General features: G+C 71.3%; 16 protein-coding genes. 8 read left to right on the top strand and 8 right to left on the bottom strand.

Annotation, left to right across the window (positions count from 1 at the left end):
* Positions 1-100: 100 nt before the first annotated feature.
* Positions 101-781 (bottom strand): HAD family hydrolase, encoded by a 681-nt coding sequence (locus FNV62_RS47370; protein ID WP_143629661.1) that lies wholly within the window; start codon positions 779-781, stop codon positions 101-103.
* 476 nt (positions 782-1257) lie between these two features.
* Positions 1258-1929 carry a TetR/AcrR family transcriptional regulator gene (locus FNV62_RS47365; protein ID WP_054236550.1) on the bottom strand — a complete coding sequence of 224 codons (672 nt, stop codon included), beginning with the start codon at positions 1927-1929 and terminating at the stop codon, positions 1258-1260.
* Positions 1930-2100: 171 nt separating this feature from the next.
* Here FNV62_RS47365 and FNV62_RS47360 point away from each other — a divergent pair, with 171 nt between their 5' ends.
* Positions 2101-3369, top strand: coding sequence for a YncE family protein (locus FNV62_RS47360; protein ID WP_097287915.1), 1269 nt, complete (start codon positions 2101-2103; stop codon positions 3367-3369).
* Here FNV62_RS47360 and FNV62_RS47355 read toward each other — a convergent pair.
* Entirely contained in the window at positions 3362-5230 is a 1869-nt protein-coding gene (locus FNV62_RS47355; RefSeq protein WP_225900643.1) for a cellulase family glycosylhydrolase, read from the bottom strand. The two genes, FNV62_RS47360 and FNV62_RS47355, sit on opposite strands and share 8 nt — an antisense overlap.
* 116 nt (positions 5231-5346) lie before the next feature.
* Positions 5347-7332 carry an elongation factor G gene (locus FNV62_RS47350; protein WP_186003171.1) on the bottom strand — a complete coding sequence of 662 codons (1986 nt, stop codon included), beginning with the start codon at positions 7330-7332 and terminating at the stop codon, positions 5347-5349.
* Positions 7333-7579: 247 nt separating this feature from the next.
* Here FNV62_RS47350 and FNV62_RS47345 point away from each other — a divergent pair, with 247 nt between their 5' ends.
* From FNV62_RS47345 to FNV62_RS47315, 7 genes are all read left to right on the top strand, one after another.
* Positions 7580-8050 (top strand): (2Fe-2S)-binding protein, encoded by a 471-nt coding sequence (locus tag FNV62_RS47345; protein ID WP_054236554.1) that lies wholly within the window; start codon positions 7580-7582, stop codon positions 8048-8050.
* Positions 8047-10449: a xanthine dehydrogenase family protein molybdopterin-binding subunit gene (locus FNV62_RS47340; RefSeq protein WP_143629657.1), complete on the top strand. Its 2403-nt coding sequence runs from the start codon at positions 8047-8049 to the stop codon at positions 10447-10449. The genes FNV62_RS47345 and FNV62_RS47340 overlap by 4 nt, the downstream gene beginning before the upstream one ends.
* Positions 10446-11297, top strand: coding sequence for an FAD binding domain-containing protein (locus tag FNV62_RS47335; RefSeq protein WP_097287912.1), 852 nt, complete (start codon positions 10446-10448; stop codon positions 11295-11297). Before FNV62_RS47340 ends, FNV62_RS47335 begins: the two co-directional genes overlap by 4 nt.
* 5 nt (positions 11298-11302) lie before the next feature.
* Positions 11303-12187 carry an AAA family ATPase gene (locus FNV62_RS47330; protein WP_054236557.1) on the top strand — a complete coding sequence of 295 codons (885 nt, stop codon included), beginning with the start codon at positions 11303-11305 and terminating at the stop codon, positions 12185-12187.
* A gap of 68 nt (positions 12188-12255) precedes the next feature.
* A complete protein-coding gene (locus tag FNV62_RS47325; RefSeq protein ID WP_143652395.1) occupies positions 12256-13401 on the top strand; it encodes a vWA domain-containing protein in 1146 nt (381 codons plus the stop codon).
* 33 nt (positions 13402-13434) lie between these two features.
* A complete protein-coding gene (locus tag FNV62_RS47320; RefSeq protein ID WP_143629656.1) occupies positions 13435-14625 on the top strand; it encodes an XdhC family protein in 1191 nt (396 codons plus the stop codon).
* Entirely contained in the window at positions 14609-15256 is a 648-nt protein-coding gene (locus FNV62_RS47315) for an SRPBCC family protein (protein ID WP_060898193.1), read from the top strand. Before FNV62_RS47320 ends, FNV62_RS47315 begins: the two co-directional genes overlap by 17 nt.
* A gap of 5 nt (positions 15257-15261) precedes the next feature.
* On the opposite strand, the gene FNV62_RS47310 is transcribed toward FNV62_RS47315, so the two are convergent.
* From FNV62_RS47310 to FNV62_RS47295, 4 genes are all read right to left on the bottom strand, one after another.
* Positions 15262-15762, bottom strand: coding sequence for a metallophosphoesterase family protein (locus FNV62_RS47310; RefSeq protein WP_143629654.1), 501 nt, complete (start codon positions 15760-15762; stop codon positions 15262-15264).
* 27 nt (positions 15763-15789) lie between these two features.
* Positions 15790-16956, bottom strand: a complete 1167-nt coding sequence (locus FNV62_RS47305) for an acyltransferase family protein (protein ID WP_143605785.1) — start codon at positions 16954-16956, stop codon at positions 15790-15792.
* A gap of 105 nt (positions 16957-17061) precedes the next feature.
* Positions 17062-17304, bottom strand: coding sequence for a hypothetical protein (locus FNV62_RS54855; protein WP_181360961.1), 243 nt, complete (start codon positions 17302-17304; stop codon positions 17062-17064).
* Between the two features lie 502 nt (positions 17305-17806).
* Positions 17807-20251: a SpoIIE family protein phosphatase gene (locus FNV62_RS47295; protein ID WP_143610384.1), complete on the bottom strand. Its 2445-nt coding sequence runs from the start codon at positions 20249-20251 to the stop codon at positions 17807-17809.
* Between the last annotated feature and the right edge of the window lie 61 nt (positions 20252-20312).

The following is a 20312-nucleotide window of genomic DNA, read 5'->3' as shown; positions in this document are numbered from 1 at the left end:
GGAGACCCCTCACCACCGAGATTGAATCGAGCACCGATTCGATCACCCCGGCCGAAGGGCAACCAGAGCGACTTTCAGCCACGGCATTTGGGATAGTTCTTCATTGGTTCGGCGATGGTGTGGTCGCGGCTTGGGACCGACGTGTGACGGCGAGGATGTCGCGGACCGCTTCGCGCAGGCTCCCGAAGTGACGGTGCACCCCGTCCACCGCGGCGGGTGCGTTGACCCCCCACACCGTCATCCCGGCACGCAGTCCGGACCGCACGCCGGAGGGTGCGTCCTCGATGACCAGACAGTCCTGCGGCCGGGCACCGAGCCGCTTCGCGGCCAGGAGATAAGGGGCGGGCGAGGGTTTGCCTTCCTCGACGGAGGCGGCATCCACGATGATCCTCGGGACCGGCAGGCCGGTGCGGGCGAAGCGGCCGCGCACCCGGTGCTCGTAGTTCGACGTCACCAGCGCCCAGGCCTCCGGCGGCAGAGCGTCCAGCAGCTCGGACGCACCGTCGAAGGCCGCGTACACGCCGGACCGGACGTCCTCGTCCTCGAGTGCGTGCAGCACGGCCAGGCACTCCTGCGGGTCACGGTCCGGAACGACCTGCGCGAAGGTCTCCATCGGCCTCGTCCGCAAGGCCACTTGGTGGACCTCATCGGGGTCGAGTCCGTAGCGCTCCGCCCACACTCGCCACACCCGGCGCTGGTTGTCCACGGCATCGATCAACGTGCCATCGACATCGAACAGGACATACCTCTTGGCTCCGAGCTGAGCAGGTTCACCGATCACGCCCTGATCATGCCATCAGGCCCCCCCCGAGCAGGTCCCCGCCCGCGGTCGACGACCGTAAGGGGGTCCCTCCCCCGCGTCCGTCCTACCTCCGGAGGACATGGCTGAGCTCATCTCCTGCATTCCGAGTAGCGCGATGTTCGGCACGCGCACGACGACGCGGCGGGTCCCGGTCGGACAGGATGGGCGGTGCCCAGGGAGCGACCGTGTTCACAGCTCCACCTCTGGGCCCTCGGGCCGCGCAGGCCCACGGCTTCCCCCGGTCGTGGGCCTGCGCGGCAGGGGCATCCTCGCGCGGAGGCCGCCCCACTGCGCCGAACCCGTGGGGACGGGGAGCGGCGCGCGGGTCCCGAACCCGGTGGTGGATCCCCCGGGATCCGCCACCGGGTTCGAGGACACCCCGACCGGCGGCCGGCACGGCACGGCACGGCAAAGCAACGGTGAGGGCACGGCACGGCACCAACGGTGCGGTCACGTCACGGGGTTCCGGGCCCGTGCGGGTTCCACCCCGCCGGTCGCAGGATCCCCAGCAGCTGACGGACCAGTTCCTCGACCACCTCGTCGAGCGTGGCCGCCACCCAGCCGGCGCGCCAGTCGTGCAGGAGGCCGTTGACGCTGCCGATGAAGGCGGTGGCGGCGATCCGGTAGTCGCGGGGCACCGCCTCGCCGCGGTCGGCGGCCGCGGTCGCCTCGGCGCAGATGAAGTCGACCCAGCGCGCCCGGCGGGCGAGCCGCTGCTCCTCCAGGCGCGGACTGACGCCGATGATCTCGACGAAGGTGATGCGGATGCGGCGCGGGTCCGCCGTCACGTTCGCGGCGTAGGCGCGGAAGATCGCGGTGGCGCGCTCGGCGAGCGGCAGGTCCTGGGCGTCGGCGAGGGCGGCCAGAGCCGCCTGCTCGGCCCAGTCGTTGACCTGGAGGTGGAGGGCGGCCAGCACGTCCTCGAGGGTGCGGAACTCCTCGTAGAACTGACGCGTGGACAAGCCCGCCGCCTCGCTCAGCGCCGCGATGGTCGTGGATCTGAACCCCGGGCTGTCACCGAAGAGTTGGAGCGCGGCGTCCAGGAAGCGCGAGCGTCGCTCGGCCTGCCGTTCCGCGGCGGTCCTGCCTCCGTAACGGCCGGTCGGCTGTTTGATCCTGCCCGCCACGCGTTCCTCCCTCGCCGGAGGGACGAACCGTTCGTCCCTCCGATGATTTTGTCGTGCACGGACCCTTGTGGAGAGGGCCGACCCTTCCTTACTTTCCAGTAAGTCCACTCTGAACGCTGTCGTGTTCAGACTTTTCGGTACCCGCACCCCCCGCCTAGACAAGGGACCACCATGTCTGCCCTCAGACCCAGACACCTCTGTACGCTCGCCGCCGCCGTCGCCCTCACCTTCACCCTCGGCGGTACGGCGACCGCGGCCTCCGCGCAGGCCACCGCCCAGGCCGCCGCGGCCGATCTGCGCGAAGTGATGTTCGTGGGCAACAACTGGGACGGCACCGCGGACGTCATCAAGTCCACCGGCGACTTCGCGAAGGTCGGCCGGATCAACGTCGTCCCGGACAAGGACGCGCGGATGGCGGAGATCAACGCCGATCCGATCAAGTGGATCTACTTCCAGGCCATCCGCAACGGTGTCGGCGAGGGCCACGACCAGTTCGTCGACGACATGTACTCCACGCCCGACGGCAAGTCGGTGGTCGTCTCCCGCCCGAGCTTCGCCGATGTCGTCTCGATCGACCTGGCGACCGGACACATCAACTGGCGTTTCCCCGTGGCCGGTTACCGATCCGACCACATGGCCGTCTCCCCCGACGGCACCCGCGTCGCGGTCTCCGCGTCGACCGCGAACACCGTGCACGTGCTCGACATCAACACGGGCAAGCAGCTGGGCTCCTTCGCCACCGGCGACAAGCCGCACGAGAACATCTTCACGCGGGACGGCAAGTACATCTGGAACATGGCCATCGGCGATGTGAACACCGCACTCGACGACCCGTGGCTGGACTGGACGAAGGGCGACCGGCACATCACCGTCGTCGACGCGACCACCTACAAGCAGGTCAAGGTGATCGACATGCGGCAGCGGCTGGACGCGATCGGTCTCACGGACTTCTCCGACGCGGTCCGGCCCGCCGTCTTCAGCCCCGACGAGTCCAAGCTGTACTTCCAGGTGTCGTTCTTCAACGGCTTCCTGGAGTACGACGTGGCCTCCGACCGGATCACCCGGGTGAAGACCCTGCCGATGAACCCCGCGACCAGCACCGACCGCACCACCTGGGTCAACGACTCGCGCCACCACGGGATTTCGATGAACCCGTCCGGCACGAAACTGTGCGTCGCCGGAACGATGGACGACTATGCGACCGTAGTCGACCGGGCCACCCTCCAGGAGGGCCCGCTCGTCACCGCCTCGAAGCCGTACTGGGCGACCGTGAGCGGTGACGGCAAGGACTGCATCGTCTCCGAGAGCGGCGCCGACCAGGTCACCGCCATCGACTTCGCCACGGGGCAGAAGACGGTGTCGGTGCCGGTCGGCGACCACCCCCAGCGTGTTCGCCTCGGCCATGTGGAGGCGAACTGGACCGGTCCTTCGACTAGTTGACCGTCGACGCGGCCCATGAGCTCAGTTCGGAACGGGCCGCGCTCAGCAGATCGGCGGTCGGGGCCGTCGCCCCGTTCGTGACCAGCGCGTAGTGCAGGGTCCCCGAGTCCGGTGCGGTGAGCAGCAGTCGGCGACTGACGGTGCCGCCCGGCTCGGGGGCCACGGCGATCGGGGTGGTCGTGGTGTAGGCGGGCGGGGAGATCGTCGCCCCGAGGTCGGAGACCACCGTCGTGGACGCGGTCGGGAAGGACGCCGGGAGATGGAGTTCGGTGGGAGCGCTGCCGCCGCCCGAGCGCCACAGGAGCAGCCCGTACTGGCCCGATCCCACCAGCTGGGAGACGTGCGGCAGGGACGACGGAACCGGGTTCCAGGTCAGGGTGGTGGAGCCGTCCCGGGAACGGTCCTCGTAGGTGAAGGCGACCGTGCTGCCCGAGGTCGCGCTCGGATAGAGCCGGTCGAGCAGGCGGGCGTCCTGGCGCAGGACGGCCGTACCGGAGTCGTCGAGGCGTACGGCCGAGAGGTCCTCGTCGTTCCAGGCGTCCCCGGAGGTGAGGACCTTGCCGGCGTTGCCGTTCATCAGCTCGTGATGGCGGCCGCTGTAGATGTCCCACTGCCACTGGTTTCCGGAGAGCACCGGGCCGGAGGACGCCGGTTTGGTCCACCAAGTGGCGCCCGGGAGTCGGGAGTCGAGGGCCTGGTACATCGCCTTGTCGACGGTCGGGGCCTTGCCGGAGACCGTTCCCGACAGCGGATGGCCGAACTCGCTGACGATCGCCGTCGTCCCCGCGGCCGAGGCGCGGTCGCGGACCGTCCCGAAGTCGGTGGCGTACTGGCCGTCCGCGGCATTGCCCCACATGAGGATGCCCGAGATGGCCTTCTGGTCGTAGAAGTGGGTGTTGAAGACATAGCGCGGGCCGAGGGTGCCCGCGTCGAGCAGACCGCCCTCCTGCTTCTGGGAGTCGATGTTGGAGTTCCAGAAGAGGTTGGCCTCGACGAAGGCGGGCTTGTCCTGCCAGCCGGCCGCGTCCATCCGGGCCCGGAACTTCACATAGAACGGCCAGAGCAGGTCCCGCTCCCAGGTGCGGCTGGTCTGTCCGGAGTCGTAGGTGCCCGCGTACGGCTCGTTGAACGGGTCGAAGCCGACGAGGCCCGCGAACTGGGCCGTGGTGAGGTGCTGTCTGACGTAGGTCATGGTGGCCTGGGCCGTGGTGAGGAAGGCGTCCTGGACGCCGTACGCGTTGTGCCAGAAGTCGTACTGTGCCTGCTTCACGGCCCCGTTCTGGGTGATGTTCTGCCCCCAGAAGATGCAGATCCCGCAGGACTCGCTCGGGTAGTTTCCGGCGTCCACGGCCCACTTGGGGGCTCCGTCGCCGGTGTACCAGCTGCCCGAGTTGAAGAGGTAGCGGGAGTAGAGGTCCTGGTGGAAGTCGGGATACACGCGGATTCCGGCGTCGAGGAAGGCGCGTATCTGGTCGGTGACGGCGGCGAGGTAGGCGGAGTCGACCTGGCCGCGTACGGGTTCGGCGTGGGCCCAGGAGAGCAGGAAGCGCACGGAGTTGCCGCCGCCGAGGGCCCGCAGTGCCGTCGCGGACTTCTTGGCGTCGGCGACCGAGGCGAAGGGCAGACCGCTGTTCTCTTCGAGTTTCGTCTCGCCGGAGACGTTGTAGCCGCGCAGGACGACCTCGCGGCCGAGTCCGTCGAGGAAGCGGCCCTTGTCGACCGTGAGAGTGGCCGCCGCCGGCGCGTCGAACCACAGGGAGTCGGGGAGTCCGTCCGCGGCGGCGGGCTGGGCGCCCACCGCCGAGAGGAAGCCGGTGAGGAGCACGAGGACGCCGAGCAGACGCGCACGTAACTTCGACATGTCCACAACATTCGCGGGTGCGCAAGAAGGCGTCAATACTTCTGACTCCAGAGTAAGTTTCATGTTCTGAAGATCTTCTGGAGATCTTTTGGGGAGCCGTGTCGCCGTGTGCGGGCTCAGGCGCCGACCCGCCGCGTCACGTTCAGCAGGTACTGCTTCCGGTCCAACGGGTTGAGGTCGGTGCGCGGGCGGTCGGGGACCGCGCCCCGCAGGACCGGTGCGTAGTGGTCGAAGGCGCATTCCAGCTCGCCCTCGCCCCGGGTCAGCCCCGGGAGCTGCCGCTCCAGCCCATGGACCCGGGCGACCGGGATCCGGCCCTCCAGCACGCACGAAGCGCCCCGCAGCTCGGTGGTCCCCGCGACGGCTCCCTGTTTCGCCAGCACCGGCAGCACCGCGCCCAGCGTGTCCGCCGGGGCCTCCAGCCTGAAGCGGTGCATCGGCTCGTACACCTGGGTGCCCGCCGCCCGCAGCGCGTCCATCACCACCAGGGGGGTGAGGCCCCGGAAGTCGGCGCCCGTGCTGGACATGCTCTTGTCGAAGCCCTGGTGGGCGTGGCTCTGTCGGGGCCAATAGCCGGAGTGGGTCATGGTGACCGTGCAGTCCGCCACCTGCCAGCCGTGGATTCCCTGCGCGAGGGTCTCCTTCACGGTGTCCTCGACCGCCTTGAAGAACGCGTACGGCATCGCTCCGAGCTCGACCTCCAGCCGGAACTCCACCCCGGAGCCGACCGGGGCCGGATCGACGCGCAGGCCGACGGTCGCGAGAAAGGGATTGAGGCCCTTCTTGATGAACTCGACCGCCGCGCCGCTGCCGAGGGGCCGCTCGATGCACAGGGGTGTCGTCTCGCGGAACAGGACGTCGATGCCGAACTCATCGGCCAGAGTCGCCTGGATGACCTCTTTCTGCACCTCTCCGTAGAGCGAGACGGAGATCTCCTTGCGCGTCTCGTCCTGGCGCAGATCGATCAGGGGGTCCTGCTCGGCCAATTGGGTGAGGGCGCCGTGCAGTGCGCCCTTGTCGGCCGGACGGCAGGGTTCGACGACGGTTTCGAGGGTCGGGGGCGAGAAGTGGTGCTCGCCGGCCGACGACTTCCGCGGTACGCCGATGGTGTCGCCGATCCGGATGTCCGCGAGGCCCCAGAGCTTGCCGATCCGCCCCGCCGCCACGGACTGCTCGCGTACCGCCGCACCCCGGTCGAAGACGCTGATCGCGGTGACCCTGCCCTCCTCGCCGTCGCCCAGAGGCAGCCGGTCGCGCGTCCGCAGCGTCCCGGAGAACATCCGCGCGTAGGCGATCTTCTCCCCGGCGGGCCCGCGCTCGACCTTGAAGACGCTGCCCGAGACCGGGCCGTCGACATCGGCCTCGGCGCGCGGCAGCAACTCCCTGATCCCCGCGATCAGTTCGCCCACCCCCGCGCCCGTCACGGCCGAGCCGAAGAACACCGGATGCACCAGGGCCTGCCCGGTCTGCCGTACCAGAGCGGCGCGGATCAGGTCGTACGACACCCGGCCCTCGACGTACGCGGCGAGCAGCGCGTCGTCGTGCTCGGAGAGCAGGTCGAGCAACGGGGCGCCGAGCCGCGCCTCGTCGAACAGGCCGAAGCGCGCGTCGCGCGTGCCCTGCGCCCGGACCTCGCCCAGGGGGACGAACGCCGGGGTGAGCCGCGCCGCGACGGCGTCGAGCACGCGCTCGCAGCACGCCCCGCCGCGGTCGATCTTGTTGACGAAGACGAGCGTGGGGATGCGCAGCCGCCGGAGCGTCCGCATCAGCACACGGGTCTGCGCCTGCACGCCCTCCACGGCGGAGATCACCAGCACGGCGCCGTCGAGCACGCTCAGCACGCGCTCCACCTCGGCGATGAAGTCCGGGTGTCCCGGGGTGTCGATCAGGTTGACGGTCACGTCGTCGACCGCGAAGGAGACCACGGCGGACTTGATCGTGATACCGCGCTGCCGCTCCAGCGCGAGGGAATCGGTCTGGGTGTTCCCGTCGTCGACGCTGCCGATCTCGTCGATGACTCCGACCGAGTGCAGCAGCCGCTCGGTCAGGCTTGTCTTACCGGCGTCTACGTGCGCCAGGATTCCCAGGTTGAGCATATGCACCGGGTGTCATGTCCTTTGATGGGGGAGTGATTCCTTCCTGGGTGGACATGAACGATGTGCGCATTGCTGCTCCCTGATCTCGGTGGACGCGTCCCGGTCAGTGCAACAGGCGGCCTCGCCCGGCAGCAACGGATTAACGCTCAACAAATCCCCGCCGCAGCACTCGCCGCCCTCCCCGCCCGGCCCTAGAGTGACGCACACCACATAAAATGGCTGATACCCCTCACCTGGCTCTCCGGGAGGGCACATGACCCGCATTTCGGTGAAGGTGGACGGCACCACGTACGAGGACGAGGTCGAACCCCGCCTTCTCCTGGTCCACTATCTGCGCGACCACCTGGGTCTGACCGGCACCCCGATCGGCTGTGACACGTCGAACTGCGGGGCCTGCACGGTCGACCTGGACGGGGAGACCGTCAAGAGCTGCTCCGTCCTCGCCGTCCAGGCGGACGGGAGCGAAGTGACCACCATCCAGGGGCTGGCGCACGACGGGGAGTGGCACGCGCTCCAGAAGGCGTTCCACGAGCGGCACGCGCTCCAGTGCGGCTACTGCACCCCCGGGATGATCATGGCGGCCCGCGATCTGCTGCGCGAGAACCCGGCCCCGGGCCCGCAGGAGGTACGGGAGGCCCTGGAGGGCAACCTGTGCCGGTGCACCGGCTACCAGAACATCGTGCGCGCGGTCCTCGCCGCCTCCCGACAGGAGGTCTCGCCGTGACGGACCAGATCGTCGAACCCGAGGTCGGCCGCTCCCGGCCGCGCAAGGAGGACGCCCGTCTGGTCACCGGGCAGACCAACTGGACCGACAACATCAACGTCAACGGACTGCTCCACCTGGCCATCCTGCGCAGCCCCATGGCACACGCCCGGATCGACCGGATCGACGTCGCACCCGCCCGCGAGCGCCCCGGCGTGGTCGCCGCGTTCACCGGCCAGGACCTCGCCGAGGGCCTCGGCTCACTCCCCTGCGCCTGGCCGGTCACCGAGGACATCGTGCTGCCCGACCACCCGCCGATCGCGGTCGACGAGGTCCGGTACGCGGGAGACCCGGTGGCCGTCGTCGTGGCCCGCGACCGGTACGCCGCCGCCGACGCCCTGGAGGCCGTCGAGGTCGACTACACACCCCTGCCCCCGGTGCTCGACCTGGAGGCCGCCCTCGCCGAGGACGCCCCCCTGGTCCACTCCGACAAGGGCACCAACCGCTGCTACGTGTGGCCGCTGGCGACCGGTGCGGACTACCGGTCCGTGCGGGAGCGCGCGGACGTCGTCCTGAAGCGCCGCTACGTCCAGCAGCGCCTGATCCCCAACGCGATGGAGCCGCGCGCGGTCGTGGTCACCCCGCTCGCCGCCTCCGGCGAGTACACCGTCTACTCGGCCACGCAGATCCCGCACATCCTGCGGATCATGCTCGCCGTCGTCACCGGCATCCCCGAACAGAAGCTGCGCGTGATCGCCCCCGACGTCGGCGGCGGCTTCGGCTCCAAGCTCCAGGTGTACGGCGAGGAGGCCCTCGCCCTGACCGTCGCCCGGCGGCTCGGACGGCCCGTGAAGTGGACCGAGTCACGCTCCGAGGGCTACCTCGCGACCCACCACGGCCGCGGCATGATCCAGGACGTCGAGATCGCCGCCACCAGCGAGGGCAGGCTGCTCGGCCTCAAGGTCGACCTCCTCGCCGACATGGGCGCCTATCTGATGCTCGTCACCCCGGGCATCCCGATCCTGGGCGCCTTCATGTACCCGGCGATCTACAAGATGGACGCGTACGACTTCACGTGCACCGGCGTCTTCACGACCAGGACGCCGACCGACGCCTACCGCGGCGCGGGGCGCCCCGAGGCGACGTACGCCATCGAACGGATCATGGACGAGTTGGCCGTCGAACTCGACCTGGATCCCATCGAGTTGAGGCGGCTCAACTGGATCAGGCACGAGGAGTTCCCGTACACGTCCATCGCGGGTCTGACCTACGACAGCGGCAACTACGAGGCCGCCACGGACAAGGCGCTCGCCCTCTTCGGATACGACAAGCTGCGCGCCGAGCAGGCGGACCGCAACCGCCGCGGCGACTTGGTACGCCTGGGCATCGGTGTGTCCACGTACACCGAGATGTGCGGGCTCGCGCCCAGCCGGGTGCTGCGCGACCTGCGGTACGCGGCCGGGGGCTGGGAGGCGGCGAGCATCCGCATGCTGCCCACCGGCAAGGTCGAGGTGGTCACCGGCACCAGCCCGCACGGGCAGGGCCATGTGACCTGCTGGAGCCAGATCGCCGCCGATGTGCTCGGGGTGCCCTTCGAGGACATCGAGGTGGTGCACGGCGACACCAGGGCGGCGCCCCAGGGCATGGACACCTACGGCTCGCGCTCGCTCGTCGTGGGCGGGGCCGCGGTGCACCACGCGGCGCGCAAGGTGGTGGAAAAGGCGCGGAAGGTGGCCGCGCACCTGCTGGAGGCGAGCGAGCACGACCTGGAGTTCACGCACGGCGTGTTCTCCGTGAAGGGCTCGCCCGAGGCGCGCAAGACCATCCAGGAGGTCGCCTTCGAGACGTTCTCCTCGCACGACCTGCCCGACGGCATGGAGCCCACCATCAACGCCGAGCACCTGGTCGACCCGGACAACTTCTCCTACCCGCACGGCACCCACCTGTGCGCGGTCGAGGTAGACACCGAGACCGGACGGACCACCATCCGCTCGTACGTGTGCGTCGACGACGTCGGCAGCGTGATCAACCCGATGATCGTCGAGGGACAGGTGCACGGCGGGGTCGCGCAGGGCATCGCGCAGGCGTTGTACGAGGAGGCCGTGTACGACGACGAGGGCAACCTCGTCTCGGGCACGATGGCCGACTATCTCGTGCCCTCGGCGGTCGACCTGCCCGAGTTCGTGACGGACCGGACGGAGACACCGGCGACATCGAATCCCCTGGGTTCCAAGGGAGTCGGGGAGTCGGGGACCATCGCCTCCACGCCCGCCGTCGTCAACGCGATCGTGGACGCGCTGCGCCCGCTCGGAGTGACCGAGGTGAGGATGCCCTGCACGCCACAACGGGTCTGGGAAGCCCTTCGGTCCGCTCGGGCGGCCGACGGGTCCGCCCGCTCCGGAGAGGAGGCGTCGGCATGATTCCCCCCGCATTCGACTACACGCGGCCCGCGAGCGTCGACGAGGCCGTGCGCACCCTCGCGGACGCGGGCGAGGACGCGAAGGTGCTGGCCGGCGGGCAGAGCCTGCTGCCCCTGCTCCGGCTGCGGCTCGCCTTCCCCGAACTGGTCGTCGACGTCGGCCGGATCCCCGAGTTGCGCGGGATCCGCGAGGACGCCGGCACGCTGGTCATCGGCGCGATGACCTCGCACCACGACGTCATCCGCGATCCGCTGGTGCGCCGGCACGCCGGACTCCTGGCGGCGGCCACCGCCACGGTCGCCGATCCCGCCGTACGCCATCGCGGCACCCTCGGCGGTTCGCTCGCACACGCCGATCCGGCCGGTGACCTGCCCGCCGTGGTCCTCGCGCTCGACGCGACCCTGATCGCGGTGGGACCGCAGGGGCGGCGCGCGATCCCGGCCCGCGAGTTCTTCCTCGACTATCTGCAGACCGCGCTGCGCCCCGACGAACTGCTGGTGGGGGTGGAGATCCCGTCGACCGAGGGCTGGGGCTTCCACTACGAGAAGTTCCAGCGGGTCGCACAGGCCTGGGCCGTGGTCGGCGTGGCGGCGCTCGTCCGGCGGGACGACGGACACCTCGCCGAGTCCCGGATCGGGCTCACCAACATGGGCTCCACGCCCCTGCGGGCCACGTCCACCGAGGCGGCGCTCACCGGCGTCGACGCCGAACCGGGCGCGGTGGCACGGGCCGCCGAGGCGGCGGCGGAGGGCACGCACCCCTCGTCCGATCCCTCGGGCTCACCCGAGTACCGCGCGCACCTGGCCCGGGTGCTCACCCGACGCGCGGTGCTGGCCGCCCTGGAGTAGCGCCCATGCACGAGGTGAGCGGTCCGGCGGAGGTGCGGGCCCGCCTGGAGAAGACGGGGTATCTCGTCGACGACGGGCTGGCCGTGGCCTGCTTCCTGGCGCTGCGGCTGCACCGGCCGCTGTTCTGCGAGGGCGACGCGGGCGTGGGCAAGACCGCGCTCGCGTCCGCCCTGGCCGAGGCGATGGACGCTCCGCTGATCCGGCTCCAGTGCTACGAGGGCATCGACGCCTCCCAGGCCCTGTACGACTGGGACTTCCCGCGTCAGCTGCTGCACCTGCGGGCGGCCGAGGCGGCGGGCGTGACGGATGCCGACCGCCTCGAAGGGGAGCTGTACGACCGGCGGTTCCTCGTCACGCGTCCGCTGCTGCGGGCGCTGGAGACCCAGCCGTCGGTGCTCCTGGTCGACGAGATCGACCGCGCGGACGACGAGTTCGAGGCGTTCCTGCTGGAGCTGCTGTCCGAGTACACGATCACCATTCCGGAACTGGGCACCCTGCGGGCGCAGCTGCCGCCCGTCGTGGTGCTGACCTCGAACCGGACGCGCGAAGTGCACGACGCGCTGAAGCGAAGGTGCCTCTACCACTGGTTCGACCATCCCGGGTTCGCCCGTGAACTCGCCATCGTACGAAGGCGGTTGCCGCGGGTCACGGAACGGCTGGCCGAGCAGGTGACCGCACTCGCGCAGGCCCTGCGCGCCGAGGACCTGGTCAAGCCGCCCGGCGTCGCGGAGACCATCGACTGGGCGGAGGCCCTGGACGCGCTGGGGGCGAGCGAGGTGGACGCGGAGCTGGCGGTGGCGACCCTGGGCTCGGTGCTGAAGTACCGGGAGGACGCCGAGCGGGCACGGGGGCTGGATCTGGCGGCGATCCTCGCGGCACGGGAGACGTGAGCGGCGTGAACGGCCGGGACGGCGGAGACGGCCGGAGCCGCGGGGAGGGCAAGGACGGCGGGGACGAGGTGGCACAAGCGCGCGCCGTCGACGCGTCCGCCGTGGTCGTCGGGTTCGCCCGCGCGTTGCGCGCCGCGGGCGTCGACGCCTCGCCCGACCGCGTACAGGCCTTCCTGGGCGCGCTCGACACGCTCGATCCCGGTGCGCGCTCGGACGTGTACTGGGCGGGCCGTCTCACCCTGTGCGGGAGCCAGGACGACCTGGAGCGCTACGAGCGGGTCTTCGCGGCGTACTTCGGCGGCCGGCCCGGCGGCGCCCCTGCCCGGTCCGCTCCCCCGCCGCGGACCCGGACGGTCCTGCGCGCCGCCGGTACGGTGCCCCGCCCGGCGACGCGGGCCGAGGACGCCGTACCCGTGGCCGTGCTGGCCGACTCCACCAACGTACTGCGCCACCGGGACTTCGCCGAGCTGACCGCCGACGAACGCCACCAACTGCGGCGGCTGCGGGCCGCGTTCACCCTGCGCGGCGAGGCCCGGCGCACCGCGCGGCGGCATCCGGCCCGACGGGGCGCCGTCGATCCGCGGCGCACGGTGCGGGAGTTGCTGCGCGGCGGCGGGGAGCCGGCGCGGCTGCGGCACCGGGCGCGAGCGGACCGGCCGCGCCGGGTGGTGCTGCTCGTGGACGTGAGCGGCTCGATGGGGCCGTACGCGGACGCGCTGCTGCGTTTCGCGCACGCGGCCCTCCACGGCCCCCGCACCGGCGGGGCCGCACGGGGCACCCGCACGGAGGTCTTCACGATCGGTACCCGGCTGACCCGGGTGACCCGTGAACTGGCGCACCGGGATCCCGACACGGCCATGGCCGCGCTCGCGGCGGCGGTTCCGGACTGGCGTGGCGGCACCCGGTTGGGTGAGATGCTGCGCGGCTTCCTGGACCGGTGGGGGCGGCGGGGCATGGCGCGTGGAGCGGTGGTCGTCGTGCTGTCCGACGGGTGGGAACGTGGCGATCCGGCCCTGCTCGCGGAGCAGATGCGCCGCCTGCACCGGCTCGCGCACCGGGTGATCTGGGCGAATCCGCGCAAGGCCCGACCCGGGTACGCGCCCCTGGCCGGTGGGATGGCCGCGGCGCTGCCGAGCGTGGACGCGTTCGTCGAGGGACACAGTCCGGCCGCGCTGGAGCGGCTGGCGGCGGTGGTGAGAGGAGCGGACTCTTGAGTGGGACGCACCCTGTGGTGAGCGGAGCGAGCGATGCGTGAGATCCTCCCGGCGCTGGAGCGCTGGTACGCGGCGGGCGCCCCCTTCGGGCTCGCCACGGTGGTCACGGTCAGCCGCAGCGCGCCCCGGGACCCGGGAGCCGCCATGGCGGTGGGGCCCGGCGACGAGGTCGTGGGCAGTGTGTCCGGTGGCTGTGTCGAGGGGGCGGTGTACGAGCTGGCCCAGGAGGTGGTGGCGACCGGCGAGGCCCGCCTGGAGACCTTCGGGTACAGCGACGAGGACGCGTTCGCCGTGGGCCTCACCTGCGGCGGCGAGATCACCCTGCTCATCCGCCGGGTGACGCCCGCCGAGGACCCCTCCTTCGCCGCGGTGGCCGACTCGGTGGCCGCCGGCCGGCCCGTGACGGTGGCGACGGTGATCGAGGGACCGGCGCCGCTCGGGGCCACGCTCGCGGTGTGGCCGGACGAGGTGGCCGGTTCGCTGGGCTCCACCGGTCTGGACGTGGCGGTCACCGCCGACGCCCGCGGTGAACTGGCCCAGGGCGCCACGATCCGGCGGCACTACGGGCCGCACGGCGAGCGCCGCGAGGACGCCGTGACCGTCTTCCTCCATTCCTTCGCGCCGCCCCCGCGCATGCTCGTCTTCGGCGCGATCGACTACGCGGCGGCGGTGGCCCGCATCGGGGACTTCCTCGGCTACCGGGTCACGGTGTGCGACGCCCGCCCGGTCTTCGCCACCGCGAAACGGTTCCCGGCGGGTGTGGAGGTCGTCGTGGACTGGCCGCACCGCTATCTGCGGGGTACGGCGACCGACGCGCGCACGGTGATCTGCGTCCTGACCCACGACCCGAAGTTCGACGTGCCCCTGCTGGAGGAGGCACTGCGCCGCCCGGCCGCGTACATCGGGGCGATGGGCAGCCGTCGTACCCACGACGACCGCAGGAAACGGCTCATCGACGCCGGTCTGTCGGAGGGCGAACTGTCCCGGCTGCGCTCGCCGGTCGGGCTCGACCTCGGAGCCCGTACCCCGGAGGAGGTGGCCGTGTCCGTCGCCGCGGAGATCGTCGCGCTGCGGTGGGGCGGCAGCGGGGCGCCGCTGACGGCGACGGGCGGGGCGATCCATCCCGGTCCCGTCGTTGCGCCTGCCGGATCCGTCGATACGTCTGGAGTCGATACATCTGGAGTCGATACGTCTGGAGGAGAGCAGCATGGAACTGCATCATGAGTTCACCGTCCCCGTTCCCGTCGACGACGCCTGGCGGGCGCTCCTCGACGTCGAACGGATCGCCCCGTGCATGCCGGGCGCGACGGTGGACGACTACGACGGGAAGACCGTGACCGGTTCGGTGAAGGTCAAGGTGGGGCCCATCACGGTGACGTACCGGGGCACCGCCGTCTTCGAGGAACAGGACGAGTCCGCGCACCGGATGGTACTGATCGCGAACGGCAAGGAGACCCGCGGTCAGGGCACGGCACGGGCCACGGTCACGGGCACGCTCGCCGAACGCGACGGCGGCACGGCGGTGTCGGTGCGGACCGATCTGACCGTCACGGGCCGTCCGGCGCAGTTCGGTCGCGGCGTCATGGCGGAGGTGGGCGACAAGCTGGTCGGGCAGTTCGCGGAGTGTCTGGCGCGGCGCCTCGGGGAACCGACCGAACGGACCGAGCCATCCGAGCCGGTCGAACCATTCCAAGCGGCGCAACCAGTCCAACCGGTGCAGCCGGTCCAACCGGTCGAGCCGATCGACCTGTTGCGGACCGCCGGGCCTCCGGTCGCCAAACGCGTGGCGGTCGCGGTGGCCACCGCCGTACTGGCGCTGGTCTTCGTGCGCATACGACGGCACCGGCACGCCTGAGTGCCTCAGCCGGGGTCGACGCGGTGCAGGGTCACCTCGGTCAGCTGTCCTTCGGTCACGGTCGCGGTCATGTAGGTGTGGTGCGGCTGCCGGCGGCGGTCGGTCGGGGAGCCCGGGTTGAGCAGGCGCAGGCCCGTCCCGGTGATGGTGTCCCAGGGGATGTGGCTGTGTCCGAAGACCAGCACGTCGAGGTCGGGGTAGCGCTCGGCGCAACGCCGTTCGCGGCCCTGGGCGGCACCGGTCTCATGGACGACGCCGAGGCGCAGACCGTCCAGGTCGACGCGGGCGACCTCGGGGAGGCGGGCGCGCAGGGCCGGGCCGTCGTTGTTGCCGTACACCCCGACGAGCCTGTGTGCCCGCTCCTCCAGGAGGTCGAGGGTGGCGGTGTCCACCCAGTCGCCCGCGTGGACGACGACGTCGGCGTGCGGGAGTTCGGCCATCAGCTGCGGCGGCAGCGCCTTGGCCCGCTTGGGCAGGTGGGTGTCGGACATCAGGAGCAGACGCACGGCACCCACCCTAGGAGCGCGGTCGTCTCACCGCGAGGAGTGCGGTCCTGGCAGCGCGCGCCCTGCCGGGAACATGGACTTCCACGACCGGTTCCGCTTGAACGGCAGCTCGAACAGCTTGGCGAACAACCACGCTGCCAGCACCGAGGCGGGCAGTGCCAGTGTCAGCGTGAACCAGAACGCGGGCAGCCCCGGCGATACGAAATGTGGGGCCATCTTTCGGCAGACGATCATGACGATCGGCAGGTGGACCAGGTAGAGGCTGTAGGAGAAGTCGCCGAGGCCGCGCATGGGACGCGTGGCGAGGAGCCGCATGAGGACGGCGGGCCTGCCGGTGGCGACCGCCGCGATCATCATGGTCATGGCGGGCGCCACGGCGAGATCGATCCAGAAATAGTGGTCCACCGTCCACGCCGACCCCTTGCCGACGACAAGGGCCACAACCGGCAGGGCGGCCAGAGCGGCGAGCCAGTGCCACGGCAGGCGCCGGACCTTCTCCGGCGCGACGACGATCCCCGCGCCCACCAGTCCCGCGACGAACACGGGGGCGAGGTTCGGGGTCAGCCAGTTCACGCCCTCCACCGGGGACGCGTTCGGCGCCAGCAGGCCTCGCGCGACCACCAGGAGCGTCACGCTCGCGACCAGGACGACCGCGCCCAGCCGCCGTCGGACGAGCAGGAGGAGCGGGAAGACTAGGTAGAGCTCCGCCTCCACGCCGATCGACCAGAAGGCCCCGTTCGGCGTGGGAGCCGTGAACATGTCCTGGACCACGAAGCCGTACACCAGGATCGTCGTGCCGGTCGGCGGTCCGAAATGCGAGGCGGGCACCACGAACCGGGCGACCGCCAGGCTCAACGCGAGTGCCGCCCAGTAGGGAGGCAGAATGCGCCACGCGCGCCGCCGCAGGAACCGGGAGACGCCGCCCAGGTGCCAACCGTTGCGCGCCGGTGAGATGGCCAGGGAGAAGCCGGACAGCACCAGGAAGAAGACCACGGCGAGACGCCCGTACATCAGCCAGCCCAGCCAGGCGGGACCCCTGTTCTCGGGAAAGCCCGGCATGGTCAGAAGCCAGCAGTGGAAGAGCAACACGTACAGCGCGGCCAGGCCGCGGAGCCCGTCAAGGCCCAGCACCTGGCCCCGACCACGCGTTTCGGGCCGCTCCAGCGGTGGGGAGACGGCGAGTGGGGTTCCCATACTCTTTCTCACGTGTCGTCCCCGGCCGATGTTCAACTACCGTCCGATCATCGGCCTGTACGCCTCGGAGTCGATGAGCTGGAGCAGCCGACCGGACCGGACCGCTCAGATCAGCGTATCGACGGAGGGCCCGGCCGGGTCTCCGGGCGTCCGCGCCAGCCGTCGTATCTCCGCCACGTCCAACGCCGGGTTCGCGGCTGCCGGACGAGCCAGTTCCTCGTCGTCGAAGGGTTCCGTCAGCCGGGGCCTCGGGAGGTTCGGGTGGCGGGCCGCCGCGGACCGTACGGCCGGGTCCGGGTCCTTGGTGAGACGTTCCGCGACGGCCGGCGCGGTCTCGGGGTCGCGCACGGCCAGGGCCCTGACCTCGGGGTCCTCGGGGTCCTCGGGGTCCTCGGGGTCGGCGTAGGCGGCCAGTCGGGCGGTCGGGAAGTTCGTCCGGGGGATGGTTCTGGGCGAGCGTGACGCGTGCGCCGAGGTCCTCGTCGCGCCGGGTTCGCGGCTGCCGGATGAGCCAGTTCCTCGTGGTCGAGGTGGAAACCGCAGTCCGTGGGCACCTCGTAGTCGATCGCAGCCCGCTCCTCCTCGCTCAGCGCCGGGTGCACGGACACCGCGAGCCACACCTTGGGGTCGGGGTCCACGGCGAGCGCACGGCGTTCGGCGGGTCCGAGGTCGGCGCGGTACGCGATGCGCTGCCGTACGTCCTGCGGGGTGGAGGGGTTGAGTGCCAGCCCGGCCAGCCGCCGCGCGGGCAGGTCGGCTTCCTCCCCTATCCGCTCAGGCGTCTTCACCATGCGCAGTGACCCCCGTGTGTGCACCGGCCCCCGCCCCCAGGAGCACCTGGTGACCGACCCTACCCCCCTGCGTCCAGCGGGATTTCGCTCCACACCTGCTTGCCGCCGCTGACCGGCACGGTGCCCCAGGTCGCCGACATGGCCTCGACGAGGAGGATGCCGCGGCCGCCGGTGGCCTCCCAGCCGATGCTGGTGGGCTTGATGGGCGTACGGGGTGAGGTGTCGGCGACGGAGATCCGCAGACGGTGGTTGATGAGGGTGATGTCGAGTCTGACCTGCCCGTCGGTGTGCACGAGGGCGTTGGTGACGAGTTCGGAGACGACGAGGAGCGCGCCGTCCATGCTGTCGTCGGGCACGCCCCAGGCGCGCAGGGTGCGCCGGGTGAAGCGGCGGGCGTGCCGGACCGCCTCCGGGACGCGCCACACCGTCCAGCTCTCCCGCAGCGGGCGGGTCGCCAGACCGTCGTAGCGCATCAGGAGGAGGGCCACGTCGTCTCTGCGGTTGGCGCCCGTGAGCAGTCCGTCGGCCACCACTCCGAGGTGGGCGGGGTCGGACGCGGTCAGTTCGCCGGCCAGTCGGTTCAGTCCGTCCTCGATGTCGACCTCGGCGGACTCGACGAGACCGTCCGTGGTCAGGGCGAGGACCGTGCCGCGCTGGAGTCGCAGCGGGATCATCGGGAAGTCCGCCTGGGTGACGACGCCCAGTGGTGGTCCGCCCTCCGACACGGTGACCTCCGTTGTGCCGTCCGGGTGGCGCAGCACGGGCGGGTGGTGTCCGGCGCGTACGCACCAGGCGGTGCCCTCCTCCAGGTCCACGTCGACGTAGCAGCAGGTGACGAAGAGGTCGGTCTCCAGGTCCATGAGGAGTCGGTTGGCGTGCTGCACGACGACGTCCGGCGGGTGGCCCTCGACGGCGTACGCGCGCAGGGCCGTGCGCATCTGGCCCATCAGGGTGGCCGCCTGGGCGTTGTGGCCCTGGACGTCGCCGATGACGAGGGCGACGTGGTTGTCGGGCAGCGGGATGACGTCGTACCAGTCGCCGCCGACCTCCAGGCCCGCCGTGGTGGGCAGATAGCGGGCGACGGCGACCGCGCCGGGGATCCGGGGCAGGCGCCGCGGCAGCAGGGAGCGCTGGAGCATGCCGACCAGCTCGTGTTCGGCGTCGAAGGCGCGGGCGCGTGTCAGGGCCTGGCCCGCGAGGCCCGCGGACGCGGTGAGCAGCGCGCGCTCGTCGGGGCCGAACTCGTGCGGGTCGTCCCAGCCGATCAGACAGGCACCCGCCATCCGGCCGCCTGCGGGCAGCGGCAGGATGGCGAGACCGCCGGGGCCGACGTCGGCGAGCGCCGGTTCCAGGGGTGCTCCGGCGGGCCAGACGACGGGGCGCCCCTCGATGAGGGCCGCCTCCAGCGTGGGCATGGCGCGTACGGGAGCGTCGGGCCACTCCGAGCGCCACTCGGAGCGCCACACCTCGGGCCAGGCTTCGGGTTCGGGAGGGTCGAGGAGGGTGACGACGAGCCGGTCGCCCTCCAGCTCGGCGAGGGCGATCCGGTCGGCCCGCAGGGGGACCCGCAGCGCGTCCACCACGGCCCGGCCGACGTCGCGGACGGTGCCCGCGGTGGCGAGGGTCGAGGCGAGTCGCTGGACGCGGGCCACGTCGCTGACGCCGGAGCGCAGCTTGGAGGCGTCGGCGACGGTGCCCACGAGGTGCGCCGGACGTCCCTCTCCACCGGGCACGAGACGGCCGCGCAGCCTTAGCCACTTCGGCTCTCCGGAGGGCTGGAGGATGCGGAACTCCAGCTCGCGGTCGCCGATGGACATGTGGTCCGCCTCCACCACGGACATCAGCGTGGGCAGGTCCTCGGGGACGGTCATCGACAGCAGGCTCTCGACCTTGCCGTCGAACTCGGCCGCGTCGAGGCCGAACAGCTCCAGCATCTCGCCGTCGACCTCGAGGTGTCCGGTGTCCATGGCGAGGTCGAACGAGCTGGTGGGCCGGGCGGCGGTGGCGCGCGGTGAGCCGGGTGCGGGGGAGACGGCGGCCTCGGCGATCAGGCCGAGGCACTCCCGGTCCTCCTCGTCGAAGCCGCCCGGGCGCTCGCCGGCCGCCACGAGGCAGCCGCCGTCCGGCAGGGGCAGGACGGCCAGCCAGAAGTCCTGGGACGGCAGCCTGCGGGCTTCGGCGCAGTGGGCGATCTCCGCCGGGCCGAGCCACAGCGGTCGGCCCGAGCGGTACGCGTCCACCGCCGGGGAGCCGCCGGTGAGGACATAGCTGTCGCGCAGGCCGTAGAGCGTCCTGGGGACGCCTGCCGACTCGGACAGGTACAGCTCGTCGCCGCTCTCGGTGGGCGAGTACACCGCGACGACGCTCGCACCCGCGAAGACGAGTGCCAGTTCGAGCACGCGGCGCTGTCGCTCGCGCGGGTCCAGGTCCGGGGTGGGCGTCTTGAGGGCAAGTTCGGCACGCAACGTCCTCTTTCCGCGTTCCGCAGCGCCCTCACTGACCACGTCCGCAATTACAGCGCTTCCGGGACGCTCGCGCAGCCCCTGCGACGGTTCCGGGGCCGTC

Source organism: Streptomyces sp. RLB3-17 (assembly GCF_007113425.2).
Lineage (GTDB): Bacteria > Actinomycetota > Actinomycetes > Streptomycetales > Streptomycetaceae > Streptomyces > Streptomyces mirabilis_D.
Note: the sequence above shows the minus strand (reverse complement) of the source record. Positions and strands in the feature narration are given on the sequence as shown.

Bases quoted from the DNA above. Each gene is read 5' to 3' on its own strand.
- FNV62_RS47315 (WP_060898193.1), top strand. From the start codon at position 14,609: ATGGAACTGCATCATGAGTTCACCGTCCCCGTTCCCGTCGACGACGCC.
- FNV62_RS47345 (WP_054236554.1), top strand. From the start codon at position 7,580: ATGACCCGCATTTCGGTGAAGGTGGACGGCACCACGTACGAGGACGAG.
- FNV62_RS47355 (WP_225900643.1), bottom strand. From the start codon at position 5,230: ATGTCGAAGTTACGTGCGCGTCTGCTCGGCGTCCTCGTGCTCCTCACC.
- FNV62_RS47360 (WP_097287915.1), top strand. From the start codon at position 2,101: ATGTCTGCCCTCAGACCCAGACACCTCTGTACGCTCGCCGCCGCCGTC.
- FNV62_RS47320 (WP_143629656.1), top strand. From the start codon at position 13,435: ATGCGTGAGATCCTCCCGGCGCTGGAGCGCTGGTACGCGGCGGGCGCC.
- FNV62_RS47335 (WP_097287912.1), top strand. From the start codon at position 10,446: ATGATTCCCCCCGCATTCGACTACACGCGGCCCGCGAGCGTCGACGAG.
- FNV62_RS47330 (WP_054236557.1), top strand. From the start codon at position 11,303: ATGCACGAGGTGAGCGGTCCGGCGGAGGTGCGGGCCCGCCTGGAGAAG.
- FNV62_RS47305 (WP_143605785.1), bottom strand. From the start codon at position 16,956: ATGGGAACCCCACTCGCCGTCTCCCCACCGCTGGAGCGGCCCGAAACG.